This window comes from Streptococcus oralis subsp. oralis, assembly GCF_002096445.1.
Lineage (GTDB): Bacteria > Bacillota > Bacilli > Lactobacillales > Streptococcaceae > Streptococcus > Streptococcus oralis_N.
Genome location: NZ_NCUK01000012.1, coordinates 36,031 through 55,383 on the forward strand (window position 1 = coordinate 36,031; position 19,353 = coordinate 55,383).

The window sequence follows — 19,353 nt, forward strand, 5'->3', positions numbered from 1 at the left end:
TCAATGAAAAAAGAACAAATTCCTAATGTATTAACTATTGGTAGAATTCTCTTTATACCTCTCTTTATTCTTATTTTGACTTTGGGCCATTCACAAGGCAGTCATTTGCTGGCAGCGATCATCTTTGCAGTTGCTAGTATAACGGATTATCTTGATGGTTACCTTGCTCGTAAATGGAATGTAGTTAGCAACTTTGGAAAGTTTGCTGATCCGATGGCCGATAAGCTGTTGGTTATGTCAGCTTTTATCATGTTGATTGAGTTAGGTATGGCTCCAGCTTGGGTTGTTGCTATTATCATCTGTCGTGAACTTGCGGTGACAGGCTTGCGTTTGTTGCTTGTTGAGACGGGAGGGACAGTTCTAGCAGCAGCGATGCCAGGGAAAATCAAGACCTTTAGCCAGATGTTTGCCATTATCTTTTTGCTCTTACATTGGAATTTAATTGGTCAGCTGTTGCTTTATATCGCTTTGTTTTTCACTATCTACTCTGGTTATGATTATTTCAAGGGTAGCGCTCATGTATTCAAAGGGACATTTGGTTCGAAATGAAATCGATTATTGAAGTAAAAGATCTGTCTTTTCGTTACAAGGAAGACCAGGATCATTATGATGTTAATAATGTCTCGTTTCACGTGAAACGGGGAGAATGGCTTTCAATTGTAGGTCATAATGGGAGTGGAAAATCGACAACTATCCGTTTGATTGATGGATTGCTTGAAGCAGACTCTGGGGAAATCTGGATAGATGGCCAACTGCTGTCCTCTGAGAATGTTTGGGATTTGCGTCGACAAATTGGTATGGTTTTTCAAAATCCAGATAACCAATTTGTGGGGGCAACTGTTGAAGATGATGTCGCCTTTGGTTTAGAAAACCAGGGACTTCCTCGTGAAGAAATGAAGAAGAGAGTGGCTGAATCTTTGGAGTTGGTAGGTATGCTGGACTTTAAGAAGAGAGAACCAGCTCGTTTATCTGGTGGACAAAAACAACGGGTGGCTATTGCGGGAGTTGTTGCCCTGAGGCCAGCTATTTTGATTTTGGACGAGGCAACAAGTATGTTGGATCCTGAGGGACGCAGAGAACTGATTCAGACAGTTCAAGAGATTCGAAAAGACCACCAGATGACAGTCGTCTCCATTACACATGATTTAGAGGAAGTTGCGATGAGTGACCGTGTCTTGGTCATGAAAAAAGGCCAAGTGGAGTCAACCAGCAGCCCAAGAGAACTTTTTTCTCGGGATGACCTTGACCAGATAGGGTTAGATGAGCCTTTTACTAATCAATTGAGAGAATCTTTGAGAGAGACTGGTTATCAGTTGCCGGATGGCTATTTGACAGAAGGAGAGCTAGAGGACAAGTTATGGGAATTACTCTAGAAAATGTGAGCTTTACCTATCAAGAGGGGACTCCCCTATCTTCATCAGCCTTGACTGATGTTTCTTTGACGATTGAGGATGGTTCCTATACAGCTTTAGTAGGGCACACAGGTAGTGGGAAATCAACGATTTTACAGCTTTTAAATGGCCTATTGGTACCAAGTAAGGGTTCTGTTCGAGTTTTTGATACCGTCATTACCCCTACATCAACCAATAAAGAAATTCGTCAGATTCGAAAGCAGGTTGGTCTAGTGTTTCAATTTGCTGAAAATCAGATTTTCGAAGAGACTGTTTTGAAAGATGTTGCATTTGGACCGCAAAATTTTGGAGTTTCTGAGGAAGAGGCCAAGAAAATTGCGCGTGAAAAGTTAGCCTTGGTAGGCATCGATGAGTCACTCTTTGAGCGTAGCCCGTTTGAACTTTCGGGTGGCCAGATGAGACGTGTGGCTATAGCAGGTATGCTAGCGATGGAGCCAACTGTTTTGGTTTTGGATGAGCCGACAGCAGGGCTTGATCCTTTGGGCAGAAAAGAATTGATGACCTTGTTTAAAGAACTCCACCTTTCTGGAATGACAATCGTTCTGGTAACGCATTTGATGGATGATGTAGCTGCATATGCTAATCAGGTTTATGTTATGGAAAAGGGGCGTTTGGTCAAAAGTGGCAAACCAAGTGATGTCTTTCAAGATGTAGCCTCTATGGAAAAGGTACAGTTAGGTGTGCCTAAAATCACAGCCTTTTGTAAACGTTTGGCAGATAGAGGTGTAGCTTTTAAAAAACTGCCAATCAAGATAGAGGAGTTTAAGGAGTCGCTAAATGGATAGTATGATTTTAGGGCGTTATATACCGGGGGATTCCATCATTCATCGCTTGGATCCACGTAGTAAATTGCTTGCCATGATTCTGCTGATTTTGATTGTATTTTGGGCCAATAATCCCCTCACCAATCTCATTCTGTTTGTAGCGACAGGTATATTTATCGCATTATCGGGCGTTTCCCTCTCATTTTTCGTTCAGGGATTAAAATCCATGTTCTTCTTGATTGCTTTTACAACTCTTTTTCAACTCTTTTTCATTTCAAGTGGAAATGTCCTATTTGAGTTTTCTTTTATAAGAATAACGGATTATGCTTTGCAACAAGCAGGAATCATTTTCTGTCGTTTTGTGTTGATTATTTTCTTTTCAACCTTGCTAACCTTAACGACCATGCCTTTGAGTCTGGCAGCTGCAGTTGAAGCTCTTTTAGCACCGCTGAAACGCGTGAAAGTTCCCGTTCATGAAATTGGTCTCATGTTATCAATGAGTTTGCGTTTTGTTCCAACCTTGATGGATGACACAACGCGAATTATGAATGCTCAAAAAGCTCGTGGAGTTGACTTTGGCGAAGGTAGCATCGTTCAAAAAGTAAAGGCTATGATTCCAATTTTAATTCCTCTTTTTGCGACTAGCTTAAAGCGTGCAGATTCATTGGCAATAGCCATGGAAGCGCGTGGTTATCAGGGAGGAAAGGGGAGAAGTCAGTATAGACAGTTGAGATGGAGTCAAAAGGATACACTGGCAATTCTTGTGATTTTGGTGCTGGGATGTTTCTTATTTTTCTTAAAATCTTAGCAGGTTTGTAGGATTGATAAGAAGCTCACAGTAGCAGGTTTTTAGTATAAAGGTAGGAATATGAACCGTTTTAAAAAATCAAAATATCTAATCATCGTTTTTGTCACAGTTTTGGCAGTTTCTGTTCTATTAGTGACAACCTATTCAAGCGCTATTGTGATGAAACTAGGAGATGGGATTTCCTTAGTAGATAGAATTGTTCAAAAACCCTTTCAGTGGTTTGATACTTTCAAATCGGATTTGGGACATTTGACGCAGACTTACAATGAAAATGAGAGTCTAAAAAAACAACTCTATCAACTAGAGGTGGAATCTAATCAATCAGAAAGTTTAAAAAATGAAAATGAACAACTACGTCAGTTGCTGGATATGAAGTCAAAATTGCAGGCTACAAAAACCATTGCAGCAGATGTGATTATGCGAGCTCCAGTATCTTGGAAACAAGAGTTAACAATTGATGCGGGAAGTTCAAAAGGAGCTTCTGAAAATATGTTGGCCATTGCAAACGGGGGTTTGATTGGTAGTGTTTCAAAGGTGGAGGATCATTCAACAACGGTCAATCTATTGACAAACACCGAAAATTCAGACAAAATTTCTGTTAAAATCCTGCATGGTTCTACTGAAATTTACGGGATTATCGTTGGTTATGATAAGGAATCTGAACTGCTTAAAATTAGTCAATTAAACAGCAACAGCGACATTAGCGCGGGAGACAAGGTGACTACAGGGGGGCTCGGAAACTTTAATGTTAAGGATATCCCTGTTGGAGAGGTTGTTGCTACAACACACAGCAGTGATTATCTAACAAAGGAAGTAACAGTCAAGTTAAGTGCTGACACCAAAAATCTTCATGTGGTAGAGTTAGTGGGGAATTAGCAATGAGACTGTTAAAACAAATTGGTATTTTCTTTTTACTCCCTTTTGTCGTACTAATTGATGCACATATTGGACAATTAGCGGGATCCTTCTTCCCTCACTTTCATTTAGCAAGTCATTTTCTGTTTTTATTTCTCTTGTTTGAGACAATTGAGGTTTCAGAATATCTCTATCTAGCTTATTGCTGTATAGCGGGTTTGGTGTACGATATTTATTTTTTCCACTTGATAGGAATTGCAACACTTCTATTTATCTTGATAGGAGCTTCGCTCCATAAATTTAATAGTGTAATTTTGCTAAACCGTTGGACAAGAATGTTAACAATAGTTGTGATGAGTTTCCTATTTGATATGGGGAGCTATCTCCTTGCCCTTGCTATGGGATTTACGGTAGATTCCATGCCAGTTTTCATCGTCTATAGCCTTGTCCCATCAATGATTTTAAACTTTTTATGGATGCTTATTTTCCAATATATTTTTGAAAAGTGTTATCTATAAGAAAGAAATAAAAATGTAACAAAGGCGTAATATTTATTATGTCTTTTTTTGGTATACTAGTAATGTCTTAAATAGAAGGAGTATCTACACAATATGAAGAAAAAAATCTTAGCGTCACTTTTATTAAGTACAGTATTAGTGTCACAAGCGGCGGTATTGACAACTGTCCACGCTGAAACAACTGATGAAAAGATTGCTGCTCAAGATAGTAAAATCAGTGACTTGTCAGCTAAACAAAAAGAAGCTCAAAAAGAAGTAGATGAAATCCAAACGCAAGTTACAGCTATTCAAACACAACAAGCAAGCTTGCAAGCTGAAAATGAAACACTTCAAGCTGAATCTAAAAAACTTGAAGGAGAAATTACAGAGCTTTCTAAGAACATTGTTGCTCGTAATGAATCTTTGGAGAAACAAGCACGTAGCGCACAAACAAACGGTGCTGCAACTAGCTACATCAATACAATTGTAAACTCAAAATCAATTACAGAAGCTATTTCACGTGTTGCAGCAATGAGCGAGATTGTATCAGCTAACAACAAAATGTTGGAACAACAGAAAGCTGATAAGAAATCTATCGCTGAAAAACAGGTTGCAAATAATGAAGCAATCAACACTGTCATTGCGAACCAACAAACGCTTGCTGACGATGCACAAGCATTGACAACAAAACAAGCAGAGTTGAAAGTTGCTGAGTTAAACCTTGCTGCAGAGAAAGCTACTGCAGAAAGTGATAAAGCTACTTTATTGGAACAAAAAGCAGCAGCAGAGGCAGAAGCAAAAGCAGCAGCTGAAGCAGAAGCAGCTTATAAAGCACGTCAAACAAGTCAACAACAATCAGTTGTTGCTTCTGGAAATACAACACTTTCAGATCAAGTGCAAGCGACTTCAAGCTCTTCATCAGATGATGATTCAAGCTACACTCCAGCACCTGCTCCAACTCCAACTAGACAGCGTCCAACATACAGTACAAATGCTTCAAGTTATCCAACTGGTGAATGTACTTGGGGAGCTAAGACATTGGCACCTTGGGCTGGAGACTACTGGGGGAACGGAGCGCAGTGGGCTACAAGTGCAGCAGCTGCAGGATTCCGTACTGGATCAACTCCACAAGTTGGTGCGATTGCATGTTGGAATGATGGTGGTTATGGACACGTAGCGGTTGTTACAGCAGTTTCATCATCATCTCGTATCCAAGTATCAGAATCAAACTACGGTGGAGATCGTACAATCGGAAACAAACGTGGATGGTTCAACCCAACTACAACTTCTGAAGGTTACGTAACATACATCTATCCAAACTAATGAACCAAATAAAGAGGCTCGATTTGAGTCTCTTTTCTTTTTTAGTTTTAAGTTAGACCAAAAACTAGTAAAAACACTTGAAAATATTGATAAAATGTGGTAGAATGAAAATTGTCGTGTAAACGATAATACTCATTCTTGATGAATTGTGAAACTGTTGCCCTCGGGTCGTTTTGCAAGTTGAAATCGAGGAGAGGAAAAAACAAAAAGGAGAAATACTCATGGCAGTAATTTCAATGAAACAACTTCTTGAGGCTGGTGTACACTTTGGTCACCAAACTCGTCGCTGGAACCCTAAGATGGCTAAGTACATCTTTACTGAGCGTAACGGAATCCACGTTATCGACTTGCAACAAACTGTAAAATACGCTGACCAAGCTTACGACTTTATGCGTGATGCAGCAGCTAACGATGCAGTTGTATTGTTTGTTGGTACTAAGAAACAAGCTGCTGACGCTGTTAAAGAAGAAGCAGAGCGTTCAGGTCAATACTACATCAACCACCGTTGGTTGGGTGGAACTCTTACTAACTGGGGAACTATCCAAAAACGTATTGCTCGTTTGAAAGAAATCAAACGTATGGAAGAAGAAGGAATCTTCGACGTTCTTCCTAAGAAAGAAGTTGCACTTCTTAACAAACAACGTGCACGTCTTGAAAAATTCTTGGGTGGTATCGAAGACATGCCTCGTATCCCAGATGTAATGTACGTAGTTGACCCACATAAAGAGCAAATCGCTGTTAAAGAAGCTAAAAAATTGGGTATCCCAGTTGTAGCGATGGTTGACACAAATACTGATCCAGATGATATCGATGTAATCATCCCAGCTAACGATGACGCTATCCGCGCGGTTAAATTGGTCACTGCTAAATTGGCTGATGCTATCATCGAAGGACGTCAAGGTGAAGATGCAGCAGCAGTTGAAGCAGAATTTGCAGCTTCAGAAGCTCAAGCAGACTCAATCGAAGAAATCGTTGAAGTTGTAGAAGGCGACAACGCTTAATTCATATAAATAGTAATTACCTAGGAGGGCGGGGCCTAGCCCAGCTCTCCTATTTTTAAAAAATATAGGAGAATCAAAATGGCAGAAATTACAGCTAAACTTGTAAAAGAGTTGCGTGAAAAATCTGGTGCCGGTGTTATGGACGCTAAAAAAGCGCTTGTAGAAACAGACGGTGATATCGAAAAAGCGATTGAATTGCTTCGTGAAAAAGGTATGGCGAAAGCAGCTAAGAAAGCTGACCGTGTTGCAGCTGAAGGTTTGACTGGTGTATTTGTTAACGGTAACGTTGCAGCAGTAGTTGAAGTAAATGCTGAAACTGACTTCGTTGCGAAAAACGCTCAATTCGTTGAGTTGGTAAATGCTACAGCTAAAGTAATCGCTGAAGGTAAACCAGCTAACAACGAAGAAGCACTTGCTTTGACAATGCCTTCAGGTGAAACTCTTGAAGCTGCATATGTATCTGCAACAGCTACAATCGGTGAAAAAATCTCATTCCGTCGTTTTGCTTTGCTTGAAAAAACAGATGCACAACACTTTGGAGCATACCAACACAATGGTGGCCGTATCGGTGTTATTTCTGTTATTGAAGGTGGAGACGAAGCGCTTGCTAAACAAATCTCAATGCACATTGCTGCGATGAAACCAACAGTTCTTTCTTACAAAGAATTGGATGAGCAATTCGTTAAAGATGAGTTGGCACAATTGAACCACGTAATCGACCAAGATAACGAAAGCCGTGCAATGGTTGGTAAACCAGCTCTTCCACACTTGAAGTATGGATCAAAAGCACAATTGACTGATGAAGTGATTGCTCAAGCTGAAGCTGATATCAAAGCTGAGTTGGCTGCAGAAGGCAAACCAGAAAAAATCTGGGACAAAATCATCCCAGGTAAAATGGACCGCTTCATGCTTGACAACACTAAAGTTGACCAAGCATACACACTTCTTGCACAAGTATACATCATGGATGACAGCAAGACAGTTGAAGCTTACCTTGAATCAGTAAATGCTTCAGTAGTTGAGTTCGCTCGCTTTGAAGTTGGTGAAGGTATCGAGAAAGCTGCAAACGACTTTGAAGCAGAAGTTGCAGCTACAATGGCAGCAGCCTTGAATAACTAATAATGAAAAGGAAGCAATTTGCTTCCTTTTTTTATTTTAGAGCGAGTAAATAAAAAGCCCTTTAAAAGGGCTAAGTGCATTTAGGAGACTACACTTCAAATTCATAGAGTGCTGTAGACAGATAACGTTCGCCGTTATCTGGTGCTAAAGCAAGGACTTTCTTACCTGTACCTAATTTCTTAGCAACTTCAATTGCACCGTAAATCGCTGCGGCAGAGGAAATCCCAACAAGGAAGCCTTCTTTTCCGCCGATTTCACGGCCAAGTGCAAGAGCATCATCTGATGTTACACGGACGATACCGTCATAGGCTTTTGTATCAAGTGTATCAGGAATAAATCCAGCTGAGATACCTTGAATTTTGTGAGGTCCTGGTTTTTCACCAGACAAGATAGCTGACTCGTCTGCCTCAACTGCATAAACTTGAATGTTTGAATTTGCTGCTTTAAGAGCGTGAGAGACACCTGAGATCGTTCCACCAGTACCAACACCACCCACAAAAGCATCTAAACCATCAGAACCGAAAGCAGCCAGTATTTCAGCTCCTGTTGTTCTTTCGTGTACTTCTGGATTAGCTGGATTATTAAATTGGAGTGGAAGGAAGCCGTCACGTTCAGCGGCGATTTCCTGAGCTTTGGCAATGGCCCCTTTCATTCCTTCGCTACCAGGAGTGAGGACGAGTTCAGCACCATAGGCTTGGATAATTTTACGGCGTTCCACACTCATCGTTTCAGGCATGACGATAACAACTTTATATCCTTTAGCAGCACCGACCCATGAAAGACCGATACCAGTGTTTCCACTCGTTGCTTCAACAATGGTAGCACCCGGTTTTAGAATACCATCTTGTTCCGCCTTTTCAATCATGCTAAGGGCAATGCGGTCTTTTACTGACGATCCAGGGTTAAAAGCTTCTAGTTTAACATAGACGTCTGCAGCACCCTCTGGAACAATGTTGTTAAGTTTAACAATCGGTGTTTGTCCGATTAGTTCAGTGATATTGTTATAAATAGCCATAGATATACCTCTTTGTATAAGATGATACTAGTATAACGCGCTTAAGGCTATTTGTAAAATATAGAAATCCTATCAAAGTGATAGGATTTTTTTATATCAAAGGTCTAAGCCATTAATTTTTAATCGATTGTGATAAGCCAATTCTAATAAATAGGTGTAAAGAGGGAGGATGTCTGTTTTTTTGGGGAATTCAAATTTATAGAAACTCAGATGCTCATTATGTGCTTTTAGAAAGACATTTTCTAAATAAGTGATCGTAATCTCACTATCATCTATACCTGCTCCAGCAGTTTCCATTTCAACGTTTACAATGTTCATCAAAAAGAGTGACTTAACAGACATCTTGCGACCAGTAGCGCCTTGCTTATCTGTAAATATGATACGAATATTTGTAAAGATGATTGCGTCACGAATGAGCTTATATCCACTTTGGATTTCTTCATTCTCTAGTAGGTATTGACCATATTCTTTGATAAGAGCTTCTTTGTTTTGCTCGCTGAAGTTACCAGCAAGTCCTTGAATAAATTTCCCAAACGCCATGTATTTCTCCTTTGTTTACACTAAGTTTACAGGGACTTCAATTTCTCGTAAACCTTGATCAGTTAAAGTGATTTTTCCATTAAAGAACTCAACAAGAGCAGCCTTGATATTTTCTTTCTCTTCCTTATCAACATAAATTATGGTATCGATTTGATCTGTAAAGTTTGTCTCGAGTTCCATGAGATTATGTTCTTTAAGGAAATTACCATACTCTTGGTATTGAGCGTAAGACATCTGAATGGCTATGCCAGCTTGCTCTTTGATTTCAATAATGCCTATTTCTTTGACAGCCAAGGCTACACTTCCTGCGTAAGCACGAATCAAACCTCCAGCGCCTAACTTAATTCCACCAAAGTAACGAGTAACTACTACGCAGACATTAGTAAGATTATGATTTTCTAAGACGCCAAGCATAGGGACTCCAGCAGTACCACTAGGTTCGCCATCATCACTCGTACGTTTGATTTCACTGCGTTCCCCTACAATAAAAGCAGAGCAGTTATGGGTGGCTTTGTAGTGTTCTTTTTTGATGGTAGTGATGAAGTCACGAGCCTCTTCTTCGCTATAAACACGCTTGACATGACAGATAAATCGGGATTTTTTGATTTCTTCTTGGACCTGCCCATCCTCTTTAATTGTTCTAAATTCCATGATTCAATTGTACTAAAAAAAACTCTAAAGTGCTAGATTTTTACGAATATTAAAGTATGAAAGTAAATCCAAATTACCTCGGTCGCTTGTTTACTGAGAAAGAATTAACAAAAGAAGAATGTCAGATGGCGGTGAAACTGCCAGCAATGAGAAAAGAGAAGGGGAAACTGTTTTGTCAACGTTGTAATAGTTCGATTCTAGAAGAATGGTATTTGCCTATAGGCGCTTACTATTGTAGGGAGTGTTTATTTATGAAGATAGTCAGGAGTGATCAAGCTTTATACTATTTTCCGCAGGAGGATTTTCCTAAGCAAGACGCCCTCAAATGGCGTGGTCAGTTAACACCTTTTCAAGAAAAAGTGTCAGAGGGACTGCTTCAAGCGATGGACAAGCAAGAGCCAATCTTGGTTCACGCTGTAACAGGAGCTGGAAAGACAGAGATGATTTATCAAGTTGTGGCTAAAGTGATTGATGAAGGTGGTGCAGTTTGTTTAGCCAGCCCTCGAATTGATGTGTGTTTGGAGCTGTATAAACGACTGCAGAATGACTTTGCTTGTGAGATAGCACTACTTCATGGTGAGTCAGAACCTTATTTTCGAACACCACTAGTTGTTGCAACGACTCATCAGCTGTTAAAATTTTATCATGCTTTTGACTTGCTGATAGTGGATGAAGTAGATGCCTTTCCTTATGTTGACAACTCTGTTCTTTACTATGCTGTAAACCAATGTGTAAAGGAGGAGGGGCTAAGGATATTTCTTACAGCGACCTCTACAGATGAGTTAGATAAAAAGGTTCGCACTGGAGAATTAAAACGACTGAGCTTGCCAAGACGATTTCATGGAAATCCATTGATTATTCCAAAGCCAGTTTGGTTATCAGATTTTAATCGCTATATAGAAAAGAGTCAGTTATCTCCAAAGTTAAAGTCCTACATTAAGAAGCAGAGAAGAACAGGTTATCCGTTGTTGATCTTTGCATCTGAGATTAAGAAAGGCGAGAAACTAAAAGAACTCTTGCAGGAACAGTTTCCAAATGAAAACATCGGCTTTGTGTCCTCTATCACAGAAAATCGATTAGAGCAGGTACAAGCTTTTCGAGATGGAGAGTTGACAATCCTTATTAGTACGACAATCTTGGAGCGTGGGGTCACCTTCCCTTGTGTGGATGTTTTCGTTGTAGAAGCTAATCATCGTCTCTTTACCAAGTCTAGTTTGATTCAGATTGGAGGGAGAGTTGGGCGGAGTATGGATAGACCGACTGGTGAACTGCTCTTCTTTCATGATGGATTAAATGTTTCCATAAAAAAAGCAATCAAGGAAATAAAGCAGATGAACAAGGAGGCGAGATTATGAACTGTTTACTATGTGGCCAGACTACAAAGAGTGAGCTGACTTTTAGCAGTCTCTTCCTTTTGAAGGATGACTGCAGTTATCTTTGCTCAGCTTGTGCTTCTAGTTTTGAGAGGATTGGTGAGAATTATTGCCCAAACTGTATGAAAACAGATATGTCAATTAAGTGTCAAGATTGTAAACTTTGGTGTAAAGAAGGAATTCGGGTTGATCATAAGGCAATCTTTACCTATAATCAAGCTATGAAAGACTTTTTCAGTCGATATAAGTTTGATGGCGATTTTTTGCTTAGAAAAGTTTTTGCTTCTGTTCTTGCTGAGGAGCTGAAAAAGTATAGAGGTTATCAATTTGTTGTAATTCCCCTAAGTCCTGGAAGATTGCTTGAGAGGGGGTTTAACCAAGTCGAGGGTTTAGTTGAGGCAGCAGGCTTTTCTTTTAAAGATATATTAGGAAAAAGAGAAGAGAGTGCTAGTTCTTCTAAAAGCCGTTTAGAAAGGTTGGCTACTGAAATTCCATTTTTTATTAAAGATGGAATCTCACTTCCTAAGAAGATTTTGCTGATTGATGACATCTATACAACAGGGGCAACTGTGAATCGTGTGAAACGACTTTTGGCAGAAGCAGGTGCTTTGGAAGTTAAAACTTTTTCCCTTGTAAGATGAGGAAAAAATTTGCAAAATGAAAATGAAAGCGTTATAATATAATTAGAAAAACAAAAATGTTTAGAAAGAAGGTACTTATATGATTAAATATAGTATCCGTGGTGAAAACCTAGAAGTAACAGAAGCAATTCGTGATTATGTAGTTTCTAAACTCGAAAAGATCGAAAAGTATTTTCAACCTGAGCAAGAGTTGGATGCACGAGTAAACCTGAAAGTTTACCGTGAAAAAACAGCAAAGGTTGAAGTAACAATTCCGCTTGGATCTATCACTCTTCGTGCTGAAGATATTTCTCAAGATATGTATGGTTCTATCGATCTTGTAACAGATAAAATTGAACGTCAAATTCGTAAAAATAAAACTAAAATCGAACGTAAGAATAAAAATAAAGTTGCGACAAGTCAACTCTTTACAGATGCTCTAGTTGAAGATGCAAATGTTGTGCAACCAAAAGTCGTTCGTTCAAAACAAATTGATTTGAAGCCAATGGATTTAGAAGAAGCTCTTCTCCAAATGGATTTATTGGGACATGATTTCTTTATCTATGTAGATGTAGAAGATCAAACAACTAATGTTTTGTATCGCCGTGAAGATGGTGAAGTTGGTTTGTTAGAAGTGAAAGAATCATAAAATAGAATTTTTAAAGTGGTTTACACCAGTGTAAACCACTTTTGTATTGCGTCATTATAAAAGGTATATATGGGGGGCAGTTATGAAAGACGTGGTGATTGTTTCGGCAGTGCGAACTCCAATAGGCTCCTTTGGAGGAAGTTTGAAGAATGTTTCAGCTGTTGATTTGGGAGCGTTGGCTATTAAGAGTGCTTTGGAAAAAGCCAATGTCAAACCAGAGCTAGTAGATGAAGTGATTATGGGGAATGTCCTAGGCGCAGGTTTAGGTCAAAACGTAGCTCGTCAAATGAGCGTTCATGCAGGACTCCCTGAATTTACACCAGCCTTTACTATCAACAAGGTTTGTGGTTCTGGTTTGAAGGCCGTGCAGTTGGCTGCTCAAGCGATTCGATGTGGCGATGCAGATATTATCGTAGCTGGTGGTGCAGAAAACATGAGTCAGGCTCCATACGTTTTGCCAAGCTTCCGTTGGGGCGGCCATATGGGCGATTCAAAAGTGGTAGATACCATGATTAAGGACGGTTTGTCTGATGCCTTTAACGAATACCATATGGGAATTACCGCTGAGAATGTGGCTGAAGAATATGGTGTCAGTCGAGAAGAACAAGATGCTCTTGCTTTAGAGTCACAAAAACGAGCAGTTGCAGCTATAGAATCTGGACGCTTTAAAGAAGAGATAGTGCCAGTGGTCATTCCTCAACGCAAAGGCAATCCTATCGTTTTTGATACAGATGAATATCCTAGAAAAAATACTAGCTTGGAGAGCCTGTCTATGCTAGGTTCTGTTTTCAAAAAAGACGGTTCTGTCACAGCGGGAAATGCTTCCGGTATCAATGACGGGGCAGCAGCTGTCTTGGTCATGAGTGCTGAAAAAGCTGAAGAATTAGGACTTTCAGTGATTGCCCACATTCGTTCGTATGCAAGTGCAGGTTTGGATCCTAAGATGATGGGATGTGGGCCGATTTATGCGACTCGCAAGGCTCTTGAAAAAGGCAATTTGACAGTTGAAGATCTCGACTTGATTGAGTCAAATGAAGCTTTTGCTGCTCAGGCTTGTGCGGTTGGTAAAACACTTGGTTTCAACACAGATATTGTCAACGTCAATGGTGGCGCCATTGCTCTTGGTCACCCAATTGGGGCTTCCGGTTGCCGTATCCTAGTGACCCTTGTACATGAGATGATGAAACGTGATGCTAAAACTGGCTTAGCAACTCTCTGTATTGGAGGAGGGATGGGAACAGCCCTCATCGTTGAACGTTAGGTGTTAGTGATTTGAACACGTGGGTAGGAGGGTGATGATTCCCTCCTATTTTTGTGTCTGAAGTTAGAGAAATGAAGGGCTTGCATCTTTTAAAAGGTCGCTTTTTAAGGGTTTTTGTGATATAATAATGCGCAAGAGGTTTAGAATGAAAAAAAATAATTTAATCCCGTTTTCTGCGGTCTTGCTAGGACTTGCAACTTTCGGAATCTTAACTTTGCTGATTATTTTTTCACATAATCTTGCTGTAACAATCACTGTTTTGTTTTTATTTGTACTGCTTTATCTGCTTTTATTTGTATGGCAAAAAAAACAGTATGAAAAGAGCGAAATTGAACAAATCCAATATGTAAATCACCAAGCCGAAAATAGCTTGAGTACTTTGCTTGATCAAATGCCAGTGGGAGTCCTGAAATTAGACTTATCAAGTGGAGAAGTGGAATGGTTTAATCCCTATGCTGAGCTGATTTTGACGACTGAAGAAGGCGAAATTGATGTTGAGTTAATTCAAACCATCATCAAGGCTTCTGTTGGGAATCCAGGTTCGTATGCTACCTTGGGCGAAACACGATATGCTGTTCATATGGACAAGGTTTCGGGTGTTTTGTATTTCTTTGATGTTTCTGGAGAGTACGAAGCAACTGTCGAATTGGTAACTAGCCGTCCAGTCATTGGAGTCATCTCGGTAGATAACTATGATGATTTGGAGGATGCGACATCTGACTCCGATATCAGTCATATCAATAGTTTTGTAGCCAATTTTGTTTCAGAATTTGCTAGTAAGTATGCTATGTTCTCTCGCCGTGTGGGGATGGATCGTTTTTATGTATTCACAGATTACACGGTACTAGAGGAATTGATGAATGATAAATTCTCTGTGATTGATGCCTTTCGTGAGGAGTCAAAACAGAGACAGTTGCCATTGACCTTGAGCATGGGCTTTTCTTATGGTGATGGAAATCATGATGAGATAGGGAAAGTTGCTCTAAGAAACTTGAACCTAGCTGAGGTTCGTGGTGGTGATCAGGTGGTTGTCAAGGAAAATGATGAAACCAAGAACCCAGTCTATTTTGGTGGTGGTTCCGCAGCCTCTGTTAAGAGAACAAGAACACGTACCAGAGCCATGATGACAGCCATTTCAGATAAAATTCGAAGTGTGGACCAAGTCTTTGTGGTCGGGCACAAGAATCTAGATATGGACGCTTTGGGCTCTGCCGTTGGCATGCAGTTGTTTGCAAGCAATATTACAGAAGACAGCTATGCAGTCTACGATGCAGACCAGATGTCGCCAGATATCGAGCGGGCTATCAACTTTTTGGCAAAAGAGGGTGTTACCAAGCTCTTGCCGCTGTCTGATGCGATGAGGCTGGTTACCAAGCGCTCTTTGTTGATTCTAGTGGATCATTCGAAGACAGCTTTGACCTTATCCAAAGGTTTTTATGATCTATTCACTCAAACTATTGTCATTGACCATCATCGACGTGATCAGGATTTTCCAGAGAATGCAGTCATCACCTATATCGAAAGTGGAGCAAGTAGTGCCAGTGAGTTGGTCACAGAATTGATTCAGTTCCAAAATTCTAAGAAGAATCGTTTGAGTCGTATGCAGGCCAGTGTTTTGATGGCTGGTATGATGCTGGATACCAAGAACTTTACATCTCGCGTAACGAGTCGAACTTTTGATGTGGCTAGCTACCTCCGAACACGGGGAAGTGACAGTATCGCGATCCAGGAAATTGCTGCGACAGATTTTGAAGAGTACCGTGAGGTAAATGAACTCATTTTACAAGGTCGTAAGTTAGGTTCAGATATCTTGATTGCCCAAGCTAAGGACTCAACGACTTATGACACAGTTGTTATCAGTAAGGCTGCTGATGCTATGTTGGCTATGTCTGGTATTGAGGCTAGTTTCGTTCTGGCAAAAAATACACAAGGATTTATCTCTATCTCGGCTCGAAGTCGTAGTAAAATCAACGTCCAACGTATTATGGAAGAGTTGGGTGGCGGTGGTCACTTTAATCTAGCTGCCGCGCAAATCGAGAATATGAGTCTAACAGAAGTTGGAGACAAACTGACTCAACTTGTCTTAGATGAACTAAAGGAAAAGGAGAAAGAAGAATGAAAGTAATCTTTTTAGCAGATGTCAAAGGAAAAGGGAAAAAAGGCGAAATCAAGGAAGTGCCAACTGGCTACGCTCAAAACTTCCTGATTAAAAAGAATTTGGCTAAGGAAGCGACTGCTCAAGCAGTGGGTGAGTTGCGTGGAAAACAAAAATCTGAAGAAAAAGCTCATGCAGAGATGATTGCTGAAGCAAAGGCTATCAAGGCTAAGCTTGAAGCAGAAGAAACTGTTGTAGAGTTTGTTGAAAAGGTTGGACCAGATGGCCGTACATTTGGCTCTATCACTAACAAGAAAATTGCAGAAGAATTGCAAAAGCAGTTTGGTATTAAGATTGACAAACGCAATATTCAAGTGCAAGCACCAATTCGAGCAGTAGGTTTGATTGATGTACCAGTGAAGATCTATCAAGATGTTACAAGTGTCATCAATCTTCGTGTAAAAGAAGGTTAAGTTTACAACTTCTTGACAAGATTGTAAAAGGAAGGAAAGTCGGATGGCAGAAGTAGAGGAACTGCGAGTTCAACCTCAGGATATTTTGGCAGAACAATCTGTTCTGGGGGCTATTTTTATAGATGAGAGTAAGCTCGTTTTTGTCCGAGAATACATTGATTCTCGTGACTTCTTTAAATATGCTCATCGGTTGATTTTCCAAGCAATGGTAGATTTGTCGGATCGTGGGGAAGCAATTGATGCGACGACAGTTCGGACGATTTTGGATAGCCAAGGGGATCTCCAAAATATTGGTGGCTTGTCCTATCTTGTTGAAATCGTCAACTCTGTGCCAACTTCAGCTAATGCGGAGTATTATGCTAAAATTGTAGCTGAAAAGGCTATGCTACGTCGCTTGATTTCCAAATTGACAGAGTCTGTCAACCAAGCCTATGAGGCTTCTAAGCCTGCAGATGAAATCATTGCTCAGGCTGAAAAGGGGCTCATTGATGTTAGCGAAAACGCCAATCGTAGTGGTTTCAAGAACATCCGTGATATTCTAAATATCAACTTTGGGAATCTAGAAGTTCGGTCACAACAAACAACGGATATCACTGGTATTGCAACGGGTTACCGTGATTTGGACCATATGACGACAGGTCTCCATGAGGAGGAGTTAATTATCTTAGCAGCGCGACCAGCAGTTGGTAAGACGGCCTTTGCCTTGAACATTGCTCAGAACATTGGGACTAAGTTGGACAAGACAGTTGCCATCTTTTCACTGGAAATGGGTGCAGAAAGTCTAGTAGACCGTATGTTGGCAGCAGAAGGTTTGGTGGAGTCCCATTCTATCCGTACAGGTCAATTGACTGATGAGGAGTGGCAAAAGTATACCATTGCTCAAGGGAACCTAGCCAACGCGAGTATTTATATCGATGATACACCAGGGATTCGGATTACGGAAATTCGTTCGCGCTCACGAAAACTGGCTCAAGAAACAGGCAATCTAGGATTGATTTTGATCGACTACCTACAGCTTATCACAGGGACTGGTCGTGAGAACCGCCAACAAGAAGTCTCTGAAATTTCTCGTCAGTTGAAAATTCTTGCTAAGGAATTGAAAGTTCCAGTCATTGCTCTTAGTCAGTTATCTCGTGGAGTGGAACAGCGTCAGGATAAGAGACCAGTCTTGTCTGATATTCGTGAATCGGGTTCTATCGAGCAGGATGCGGATATCGTAGCCTTTCTATACCGTGACGACTACTACGATCGTGCGGGTGAAGAAGAGGAAGGAATTCCAAATAACAAGGTTGAGGTTATCATCGAGAAAAACCGTAGTGGAGCTCGTGGAACGGTGGAATTGATTTTCCAAAAAGAATACAATAAATTTTCAAGTATCTCAAAGAGGGAGGCATAAAATGTCAGATGCATTTACAGATGTAGCCAAGATGAAAAAAATCAAAGAAGAGATCAAGGCGCATGAGGGACAAGTCGTTGAAATGACTTTGGAGAATGGCCGTAAGCGCCAAAAAAATAGATTGGGTAAGCTAATTGAGGTTTATCCATCTCTATTTATCGTTGAATTTGGGGATGTTGAGGGAGATAAACAAGCTAATGTTTACGTTGAATCCTTCACCTACTCAGATATCTTGACAGAAAAGAACTTGATTCGCTATCTAGACTAAGAATCCTAAAATGAAGTGAGCTTTGCTCACTTTTTTCTTTTTCTCCCGAATAGTATAAACGAGGGTAACCTCGGAAATTTATATTATTAAGGAGAATTAATGACGTTTTTTAAATCAGGAGTTAAGAAGAGTAGATGTACTCAGTTGAGTGTAGGGCTGGCTACTTTGTTTGTTACAAGTACCTTTTTGTTTGGTGGGGAATCAGTTCAGGCCGACAGTGTAGCGCGTGGAGATGACTATCCGCTTCACTACAAAAATGGTAGTGTTGAAATCGATCAGTGGCGGATGTATTCTCGCCAGTGTACCTCTTTTGCGGCCTTTCGTTTGAGTAGTGTAAATGGCTTTGAGATTCCTCCTGCCTATGGAAATGCAAATGAATGGGGACATCGTGCAAGGCGAGAAGGCTACCGTGTGGATACTAAGCCAGAAGTTGGGGCTATTGCTTGGTCGACAGAAGGTTATTATGGGCACGTGGCCTGGGTATCAAATGTGTCGGGGGATACGATTGAAATCGAAGAGTATAACTATGGGGTTCGGGAAAAGTATAACCGCCGAAAGGTCAAGGCTAGTTCGATGACAGGTTTTATTCATTTCAGGGATTTATCTGCTAGCCATAGTGAGGGTGAGAATGTTCGTAGCCCAGAACTTCCGTCTAGTGGGACAATAGTATTCACGGGGAAATCGCCTATTATGGACCAACCGTCAAGTACAGGACAGGTTATTGACTACTATTATGCTGGTGAGAGTGTGAGCTATGACCAGGTTATTGAAAAGGATGGTTATAAGTGGCTCGGTTATTTGTCTTATAGCGGTTCTAGAAGATATGTGCAGTATGCAGAGCTAAGCAATACAGAAAAAGGCTGGAAAAAAGAAGGAGGGAGTTGGTATTACCGAGAGAATGGTAAGCTAGCGACAGGATGGAAAAAAGTCAATGGCAATTGGTATCATTTAAAAGAAAATGGGGTCATGTCAACTGGCTGGATTAAGGATGGCTCTCACTGGTATTACCTGAAGACTTCGGGTGAGATGCAGACGGGATGGCTCAAGGAAAATGGAACATGGTACTATTTGGAAAGTTCAGGGGCTATGAAGTCTAGTCAGTGGTTCCAGGTAGGCGGAAAATCTTACTACGTTAATGCTTCAGGGGCTTTAGCAGTGAATACTACAGTGGATGGCTATCGAGTGGATAGTAATGGAGCTAGAATCTAGAAAGAATATAAAAAAGAGAACTTC

21 protein-coding genes are annotated in these 19,353 nt (G+C 40.5%); 18 read left to right on the forward strand and 3 right to left on the reverse strand.

Going from position 1 to position 19,353, the window contains the following annotated elements; genetic code table 11:
- Window positions 1–3 precede the first annotated feature (3 nt).
- The 9 genes from pgsA to tsf all read left to right on the forward strand — a co-directional run bounded on the left by pgsA (window position 4) and on the right by tsf (window position 7,779).
- Window positions 4–549 (forward strand): CDP-diacylglycerol--glycerol-3-phosphate 3-phosphatidyltransferase, encoded by a 546-nt coding sequence (gene pgsA, locus B7721_RS01360; protein ID WP_000712149.1) that lies wholly within the window; start codon window positions 4–6, stop codon window positions 547–549.
- On the forward strand, window positions 546–1,373 hold the full coding sequence (locus B7721_RS01365; protein WP_000835733.1) for an energy-coupling factor ABC transporter ATP-binding protein: 828 nt from the start codon (window positions 546–548) through the stop codon (window positions 1,371–1,373). Before pgsA ends, B7721_RS01365 begins: the two co-directional genes overlap by 4 nt.
- Window positions 1,358–2,197 carry an energy-coupling factor transporter ATPase gene (locus B7721_RS01370; protein ID WP_049501299.1) on the forward strand — a complete coding sequence of 280 codons (840 nt, stop codon included), beginning with the start codon at window positions 1,358–1,360 and terminating at the stop codon, window positions 2,195–2,197. Before B7721_RS01365 ends, B7721_RS01370 begins: the two co-directional genes overlap by 16 nt.
- Complete coding sequence (locus tag B7721_RS01375; RefSeq protein ID WP_084877144.1) at window positions 2,190–2,984, forward strand: energy-coupling factor transporter transmembrane component T family protein; 795 nt, start codon at window positions 2,190–2,192, stop codon at window positions 2,982–2,984. The genes B7721_RS01370 and B7721_RS01375 overlap by 8 nt, the downstream gene beginning before the upstream one ends.
- 60 nt (window positions 2,985–3,044) lie before the next feature.
- Window positions 3,045–3,860, forward strand: coding sequence for a rod shape-determining protein MreC (gene mreC, locus B7721_RS01380; protein WP_084877146.1), 816 nt, complete (start codon window positions 3,045–3,047; stop codon window positions 3,858–3,860).
- Between the two features lie 2 nt (window positions 3,861–3,862).
- Window positions 3,863–4,357, forward strand: coding sequence for a rod shape-determining protein MreD (gene mreD, locus B7721_RS01385; RefSeq protein WP_084877148.1), 495 nt, complete (start codon window positions 3,863–3,865; stop codon window positions 4,355–4,357).
- A gap of 93 nt (window positions 4,358–4,450) precedes the next feature.
- On the forward strand, window positions 4,451–5,659 hold the full coding sequence (gene pcsB / locus B7721_RS01390; protein ID WP_084877149.1) for a peptidoglycan hydrolase PcsB: 1,209 nt from the start codon (window positions 4,451–4,453) through the stop codon (window positions 5,657–5,659).
- 221 nt (window positions 5,660–5,880) lie between these two features.
- The gene (gene rpsB / locus B7721_RS01395) at window positions 5,881–6,660 is read left to right on the forward strand and encodes a 30S ribosomal protein S2 (protein ID WP_084877151.1); all 780 of its coding nucleotides are present in this window, start codon (window positions 5,881–5,883) and stop codon (window positions 6,658–6,660) included.
- A gap of 78 nt (window positions 6,661–6,738) precedes the next feature.
- Window positions 6,739–7,779, forward strand: a complete 1,041-nt coding sequence (gene tsf, locus B7721_RS01400; RefSeq protein ID WP_084877152.1) for a translation elongation factor Ts — start codon at window positions 6,739–6,741, stop codon at window positions 7,777–7,779.
- Between the two features lie 88 nt (window positions 7,780–7,867).
- Here the strand turns inward: tsf and cysK are convergent, their stop codons facing one another.
- The 3 genes from cysK to B7721_RS01415 all read right to left on the reverse strand — a co-directional run bounded on the left by cysK (window position 7,868) and on the right by B7721_RS01415 (window position 9,985).
- Window positions 7,868–8,794, reverse strand: coding sequence for a cysteine synthase A (cysK, locus tag B7721_RS01405; RefSeq protein ID WP_084877154.1), 927 nt, complete (start codon window positions 8,792–8,794; stop codon window positions 7,868–7,870).
- 96 nt (window positions 8,795–8,890) lie between these two features.
- Window positions 8,891–9,334, reverse strand: a complete 444-nt coding sequence (locus tag B7721_RS01410; RefSeq protein ID WP_084877156.1) for a PH domain-containing protein — start codon at window positions 9,332–9,334, stop codon at window positions 8,891–8,893.
- A gap of 15 nt (window positions 9,335–9,349) precedes the next feature.
- Window positions 9,350–9,985 carry a YigZ family protein gene (locus tag B7721_RS01415; protein ID WP_084877158.1) on the reverse strand — a complete coding sequence of 212 codons (636 nt, stop codon included), beginning with the start codon at window positions 9,983–9,985 and terminating at the stop codon, window positions 9,350–9,352.
- Between the two features lie 56 nt (window positions 9,986–10,041).
- Here B7721_RS01415 and B7721_RS01420 point away from each other — a divergent pair, with 56 nt between their 5' ends.
- The 9 genes from B7721_RS01420 to B7721_RS01460 all read left to right on the forward strand — a co-directional run bounded on the left by B7721_RS01420 (window position 10,042) and on the right by B7721_RS01460 (window position 19,329).
- Entirely contained in the window at window positions 10,042–11,340 is a 1,299-nt protein-coding gene (locus B7721_RS01420) for a DEAD/DEAH box helicase (RefSeq protein WP_084877159.1), read from the forward strand.
- A complete protein-coding gene (locus tag B7721_RS01425; protein WP_084877161.1) occupies window positions 11,337–11,999 on the forward strand; it encodes a ComF family protein in 663 nt (220 codons plus the stop codon). Before B7721_RS01420 ends, B7721_RS01425 begins: the two co-directional genes overlap by 4 nt.
- A gap of 79 nt (window positions 12,000–12,078) precedes the next feature.
- Complete coding sequence (hpf, locus tag B7721_RS01430) at window positions 12,079–12,627, forward strand: ribosome hibernation-promoting factor, HPF/YfiA family (protein WP_000599111.1); 549 nt, start codon at window positions 12,079–12,081, stop codon at window positions 12,625–12,627.
- Window positions 12,628–12,709: 82 nt separating this feature from the next.
- Window positions 12,710–13,888 carry an acetyl-CoA C-acetyltransferase gene (locus tag B7721_RS01435; RefSeq protein ID WP_084877162.1) on the forward strand — a complete coding sequence of 393 codons (1,179 nt, stop codon included), beginning with the start codon at window positions 12,710–12,712 and terminating at the stop codon, window positions 13,886–13,888.
- 145 nt (window positions 13,889–14,033) lie between these two features.
- Window positions 14,034–16,007 carry a DHH family phosphoesterase gene (locus B7721_RS01440; RefSeq protein ID WP_084877164.1) on the forward strand — a complete coding sequence of 658 codons (1,974 nt, stop codon included), beginning with the start codon at window positions 14,034–14,036 and terminating at the stop codon, window positions 16,005–16,007.
- Window positions 16,004–16,456 (forward strand): 50S ribosomal protein L9, encoded by a 453-nt coding sequence (gene rplI, locus B7721_RS01445; RefSeq protein WP_000864211.1) that lies wholly within the window; start codon window positions 16,004–16,006, stop codon window positions 16,454–16,456. The genes B7721_RS01440 and rplI overlap by 4 nt, the downstream gene beginning before the upstream one ends.
- A gap of 43 nt (window positions 16,457–16,499) precedes the next feature.
- Window positions 16,500–17,852 carry a replicative DNA helicase gene (dnaB, locus tag B7721_RS01450; RefSeq protein WP_000852476.1) on the forward strand — a complete coding sequence of 451 codons (1,353 nt, stop codon included), beginning with the start codon at window positions 16,500–16,502 and terminating at the stop codon, window positions 17,850–17,852.
- A gap of 1 nt (window position 17,853) precedes the next feature.
- Window positions 17,854–18,120: a Veg family protein gene (locus tag B7721_RS01455; RefSeq protein WP_001278165.1), complete on the forward strand. Its 267-nt coding sequence runs from the start codon at window positions 17,854–17,856 to the stop codon at window positions 18,118–18,120.
- Between the two features lie 99 nt (window positions 18,121–18,219).
- Window positions 18,220–19,329 (forward strand): CHAP domain-containing protein, encoded by a 1,110-nt coding sequence (locus B7721_RS01460; RefSeq protein WP_084877165.1) that lies wholly within the window; start codon window positions 18,220–18,222, stop codon window positions 19,327–19,329.
- The last annotated feature ends 24 nt before the right edge of the window (window positions 19,330–19,353 follow it).

Excerpts from the sequence above, each read along its gene's own strand:
- B7721_RS01460 (WP_084877165.1), top strand. The coding sequence starts at position 18,220 with ATGACGTTTTTTAAATCAGGAGTTAAGAAGAGTAGATGTACTCAGTTG.
- B7721_RS01455 (WP_001278165.1), top strand. The coding sequence starts at position 17,854 with ATGTCAGATGCATTTACAGATGTAGCCAAGATGAAAAAAATCAAAGAA.
- mreD (WP_084877148.1), top strand. The coding sequence starts at position 3,863 with ATGAGACTGTTAAAACAAATTGGTATTTTCTTTTTACTCCCTTTTGTC.
- pcsB (WP_084877149.1), top strand. The coding sequence starts at position 4,451 with ATGAAGAAAAAAATCTTAGCGTCACTTTTATTAAGTACAGTATTAGTG.
- B7721_RS01440 (WP_084877164.1), top strand. The coding sequence starts at position 14,034 with ATGAAAAAAAATAATTTAATCCCGTTTTCTGCGGTCTTGCTAGGACTT.
- B7721_RS01425 (WP_084877161.1), top strand. The coding sequence starts at position 11,337 with ATGAACTGTTTACTATGTGGCCAGACTACAAAGAGTGAGCTGACTTTT.
- B7721_RS01365 (WP_000835733.1), top strand. The coding sequence starts at position 546 with ATGAAATCGATTATTGAAGTAAAAGATCTGTCTTTTCGTTACAAGGAA.
- rplI (WP_000864211.1), top strand. The coding sequence starts at position 16,004 with ATGAAAGTAATCTTTTTAGCAGATGTCAAAGGAAAAGGGAAAAAAGGC.
- B7721_RS01435 (WP_084877162.1), top strand. The coding sequence starts at position 12,710 with ATGAAAGACGTGGTGATTGTTTCGGCAGTGCGAACTCCAATAGGCTCC.
- B7721_RS01370 (WP_049501299.1), top strand. The coding sequence starts at position 1,358 with ATGGGAATTACTCTAGAAAATGTGAGCTTTACCTATCAAGAGGGGACT.
- B7721_RS01410 (WP_084877156.1), bottom strand. The coding sequence starts at position 9,334 with ATGGCGTTTGGGAAATTTATTCAAGGACTTGCTGGTAACTTCAGCGAG.
- cysK (WP_084877154.1), bottom strand. The coding sequence starts at position 8,794 with ATGGCTATTTATAACAATATCACTGAACTAATCGGACAAACACCGATT.
- B7721_RS01375 (WP_084877144.1), top strand. The coding sequence starts at position 2,190 with ATGGATAGTATGATTTTAGGGCGTTATATACCGGGGGATTCCATCATT.
- B7721_RS01415 (WP_084877158.1), bottom strand. The coding sequence starts at position 9,985 with ATGGAATTTAGAACAATTAAAGAGGATGGGCAGGTCCAAGAAGAAATC.
- pgsA (WP_000712149.1), top strand. The coding sequence starts at position 4 with ATGAAAAAAGAACAAATTCCTAATGTATTAACTATTGGTAGAATTCTC.
- mreC (WP_084877146.1), top strand. The coding sequence starts at position 3,045 with ATGAACCGTTTTAAAAAATCAAAATATCTAATCATCGTTTTTGTCACA.
- B7721_RS01420 (WP_084877159.1), top strand. The coding sequence starts at position 10,042 with ATGAAAGTAAATCCAAATTACCTCGGTCGCTTGTTTACTGAGAAAGAA.
- rpsB (WP_084877151.1), top strand. The coding sequence starts at position 5,881 with ATGGCAGTAATTTCAATGAAACAACTTCTTGAGGCTGGTGTACACTTT.
- hpf (WP_000599111.1), top strand. The coding sequence starts at position 12,079 with ATGATTAAATATAGTATCCGTGGTGAAAACCTAGAAGTAACAGAAGCA.
- dnaB (WP_000852476.1), top strand. The coding sequence starts at position 16,500 with ATGGCAGAAGTAGAGGAACTGCGAGTTCAACCTCAGGATATTTTGGCA.
- tsf (WP_084877152.1), top strand. The coding sequence starts at position 6,739 with ATGGCAGAAATTACAGCTAAACTTGTAAAAGAGTTGCGTGAAAAATCT.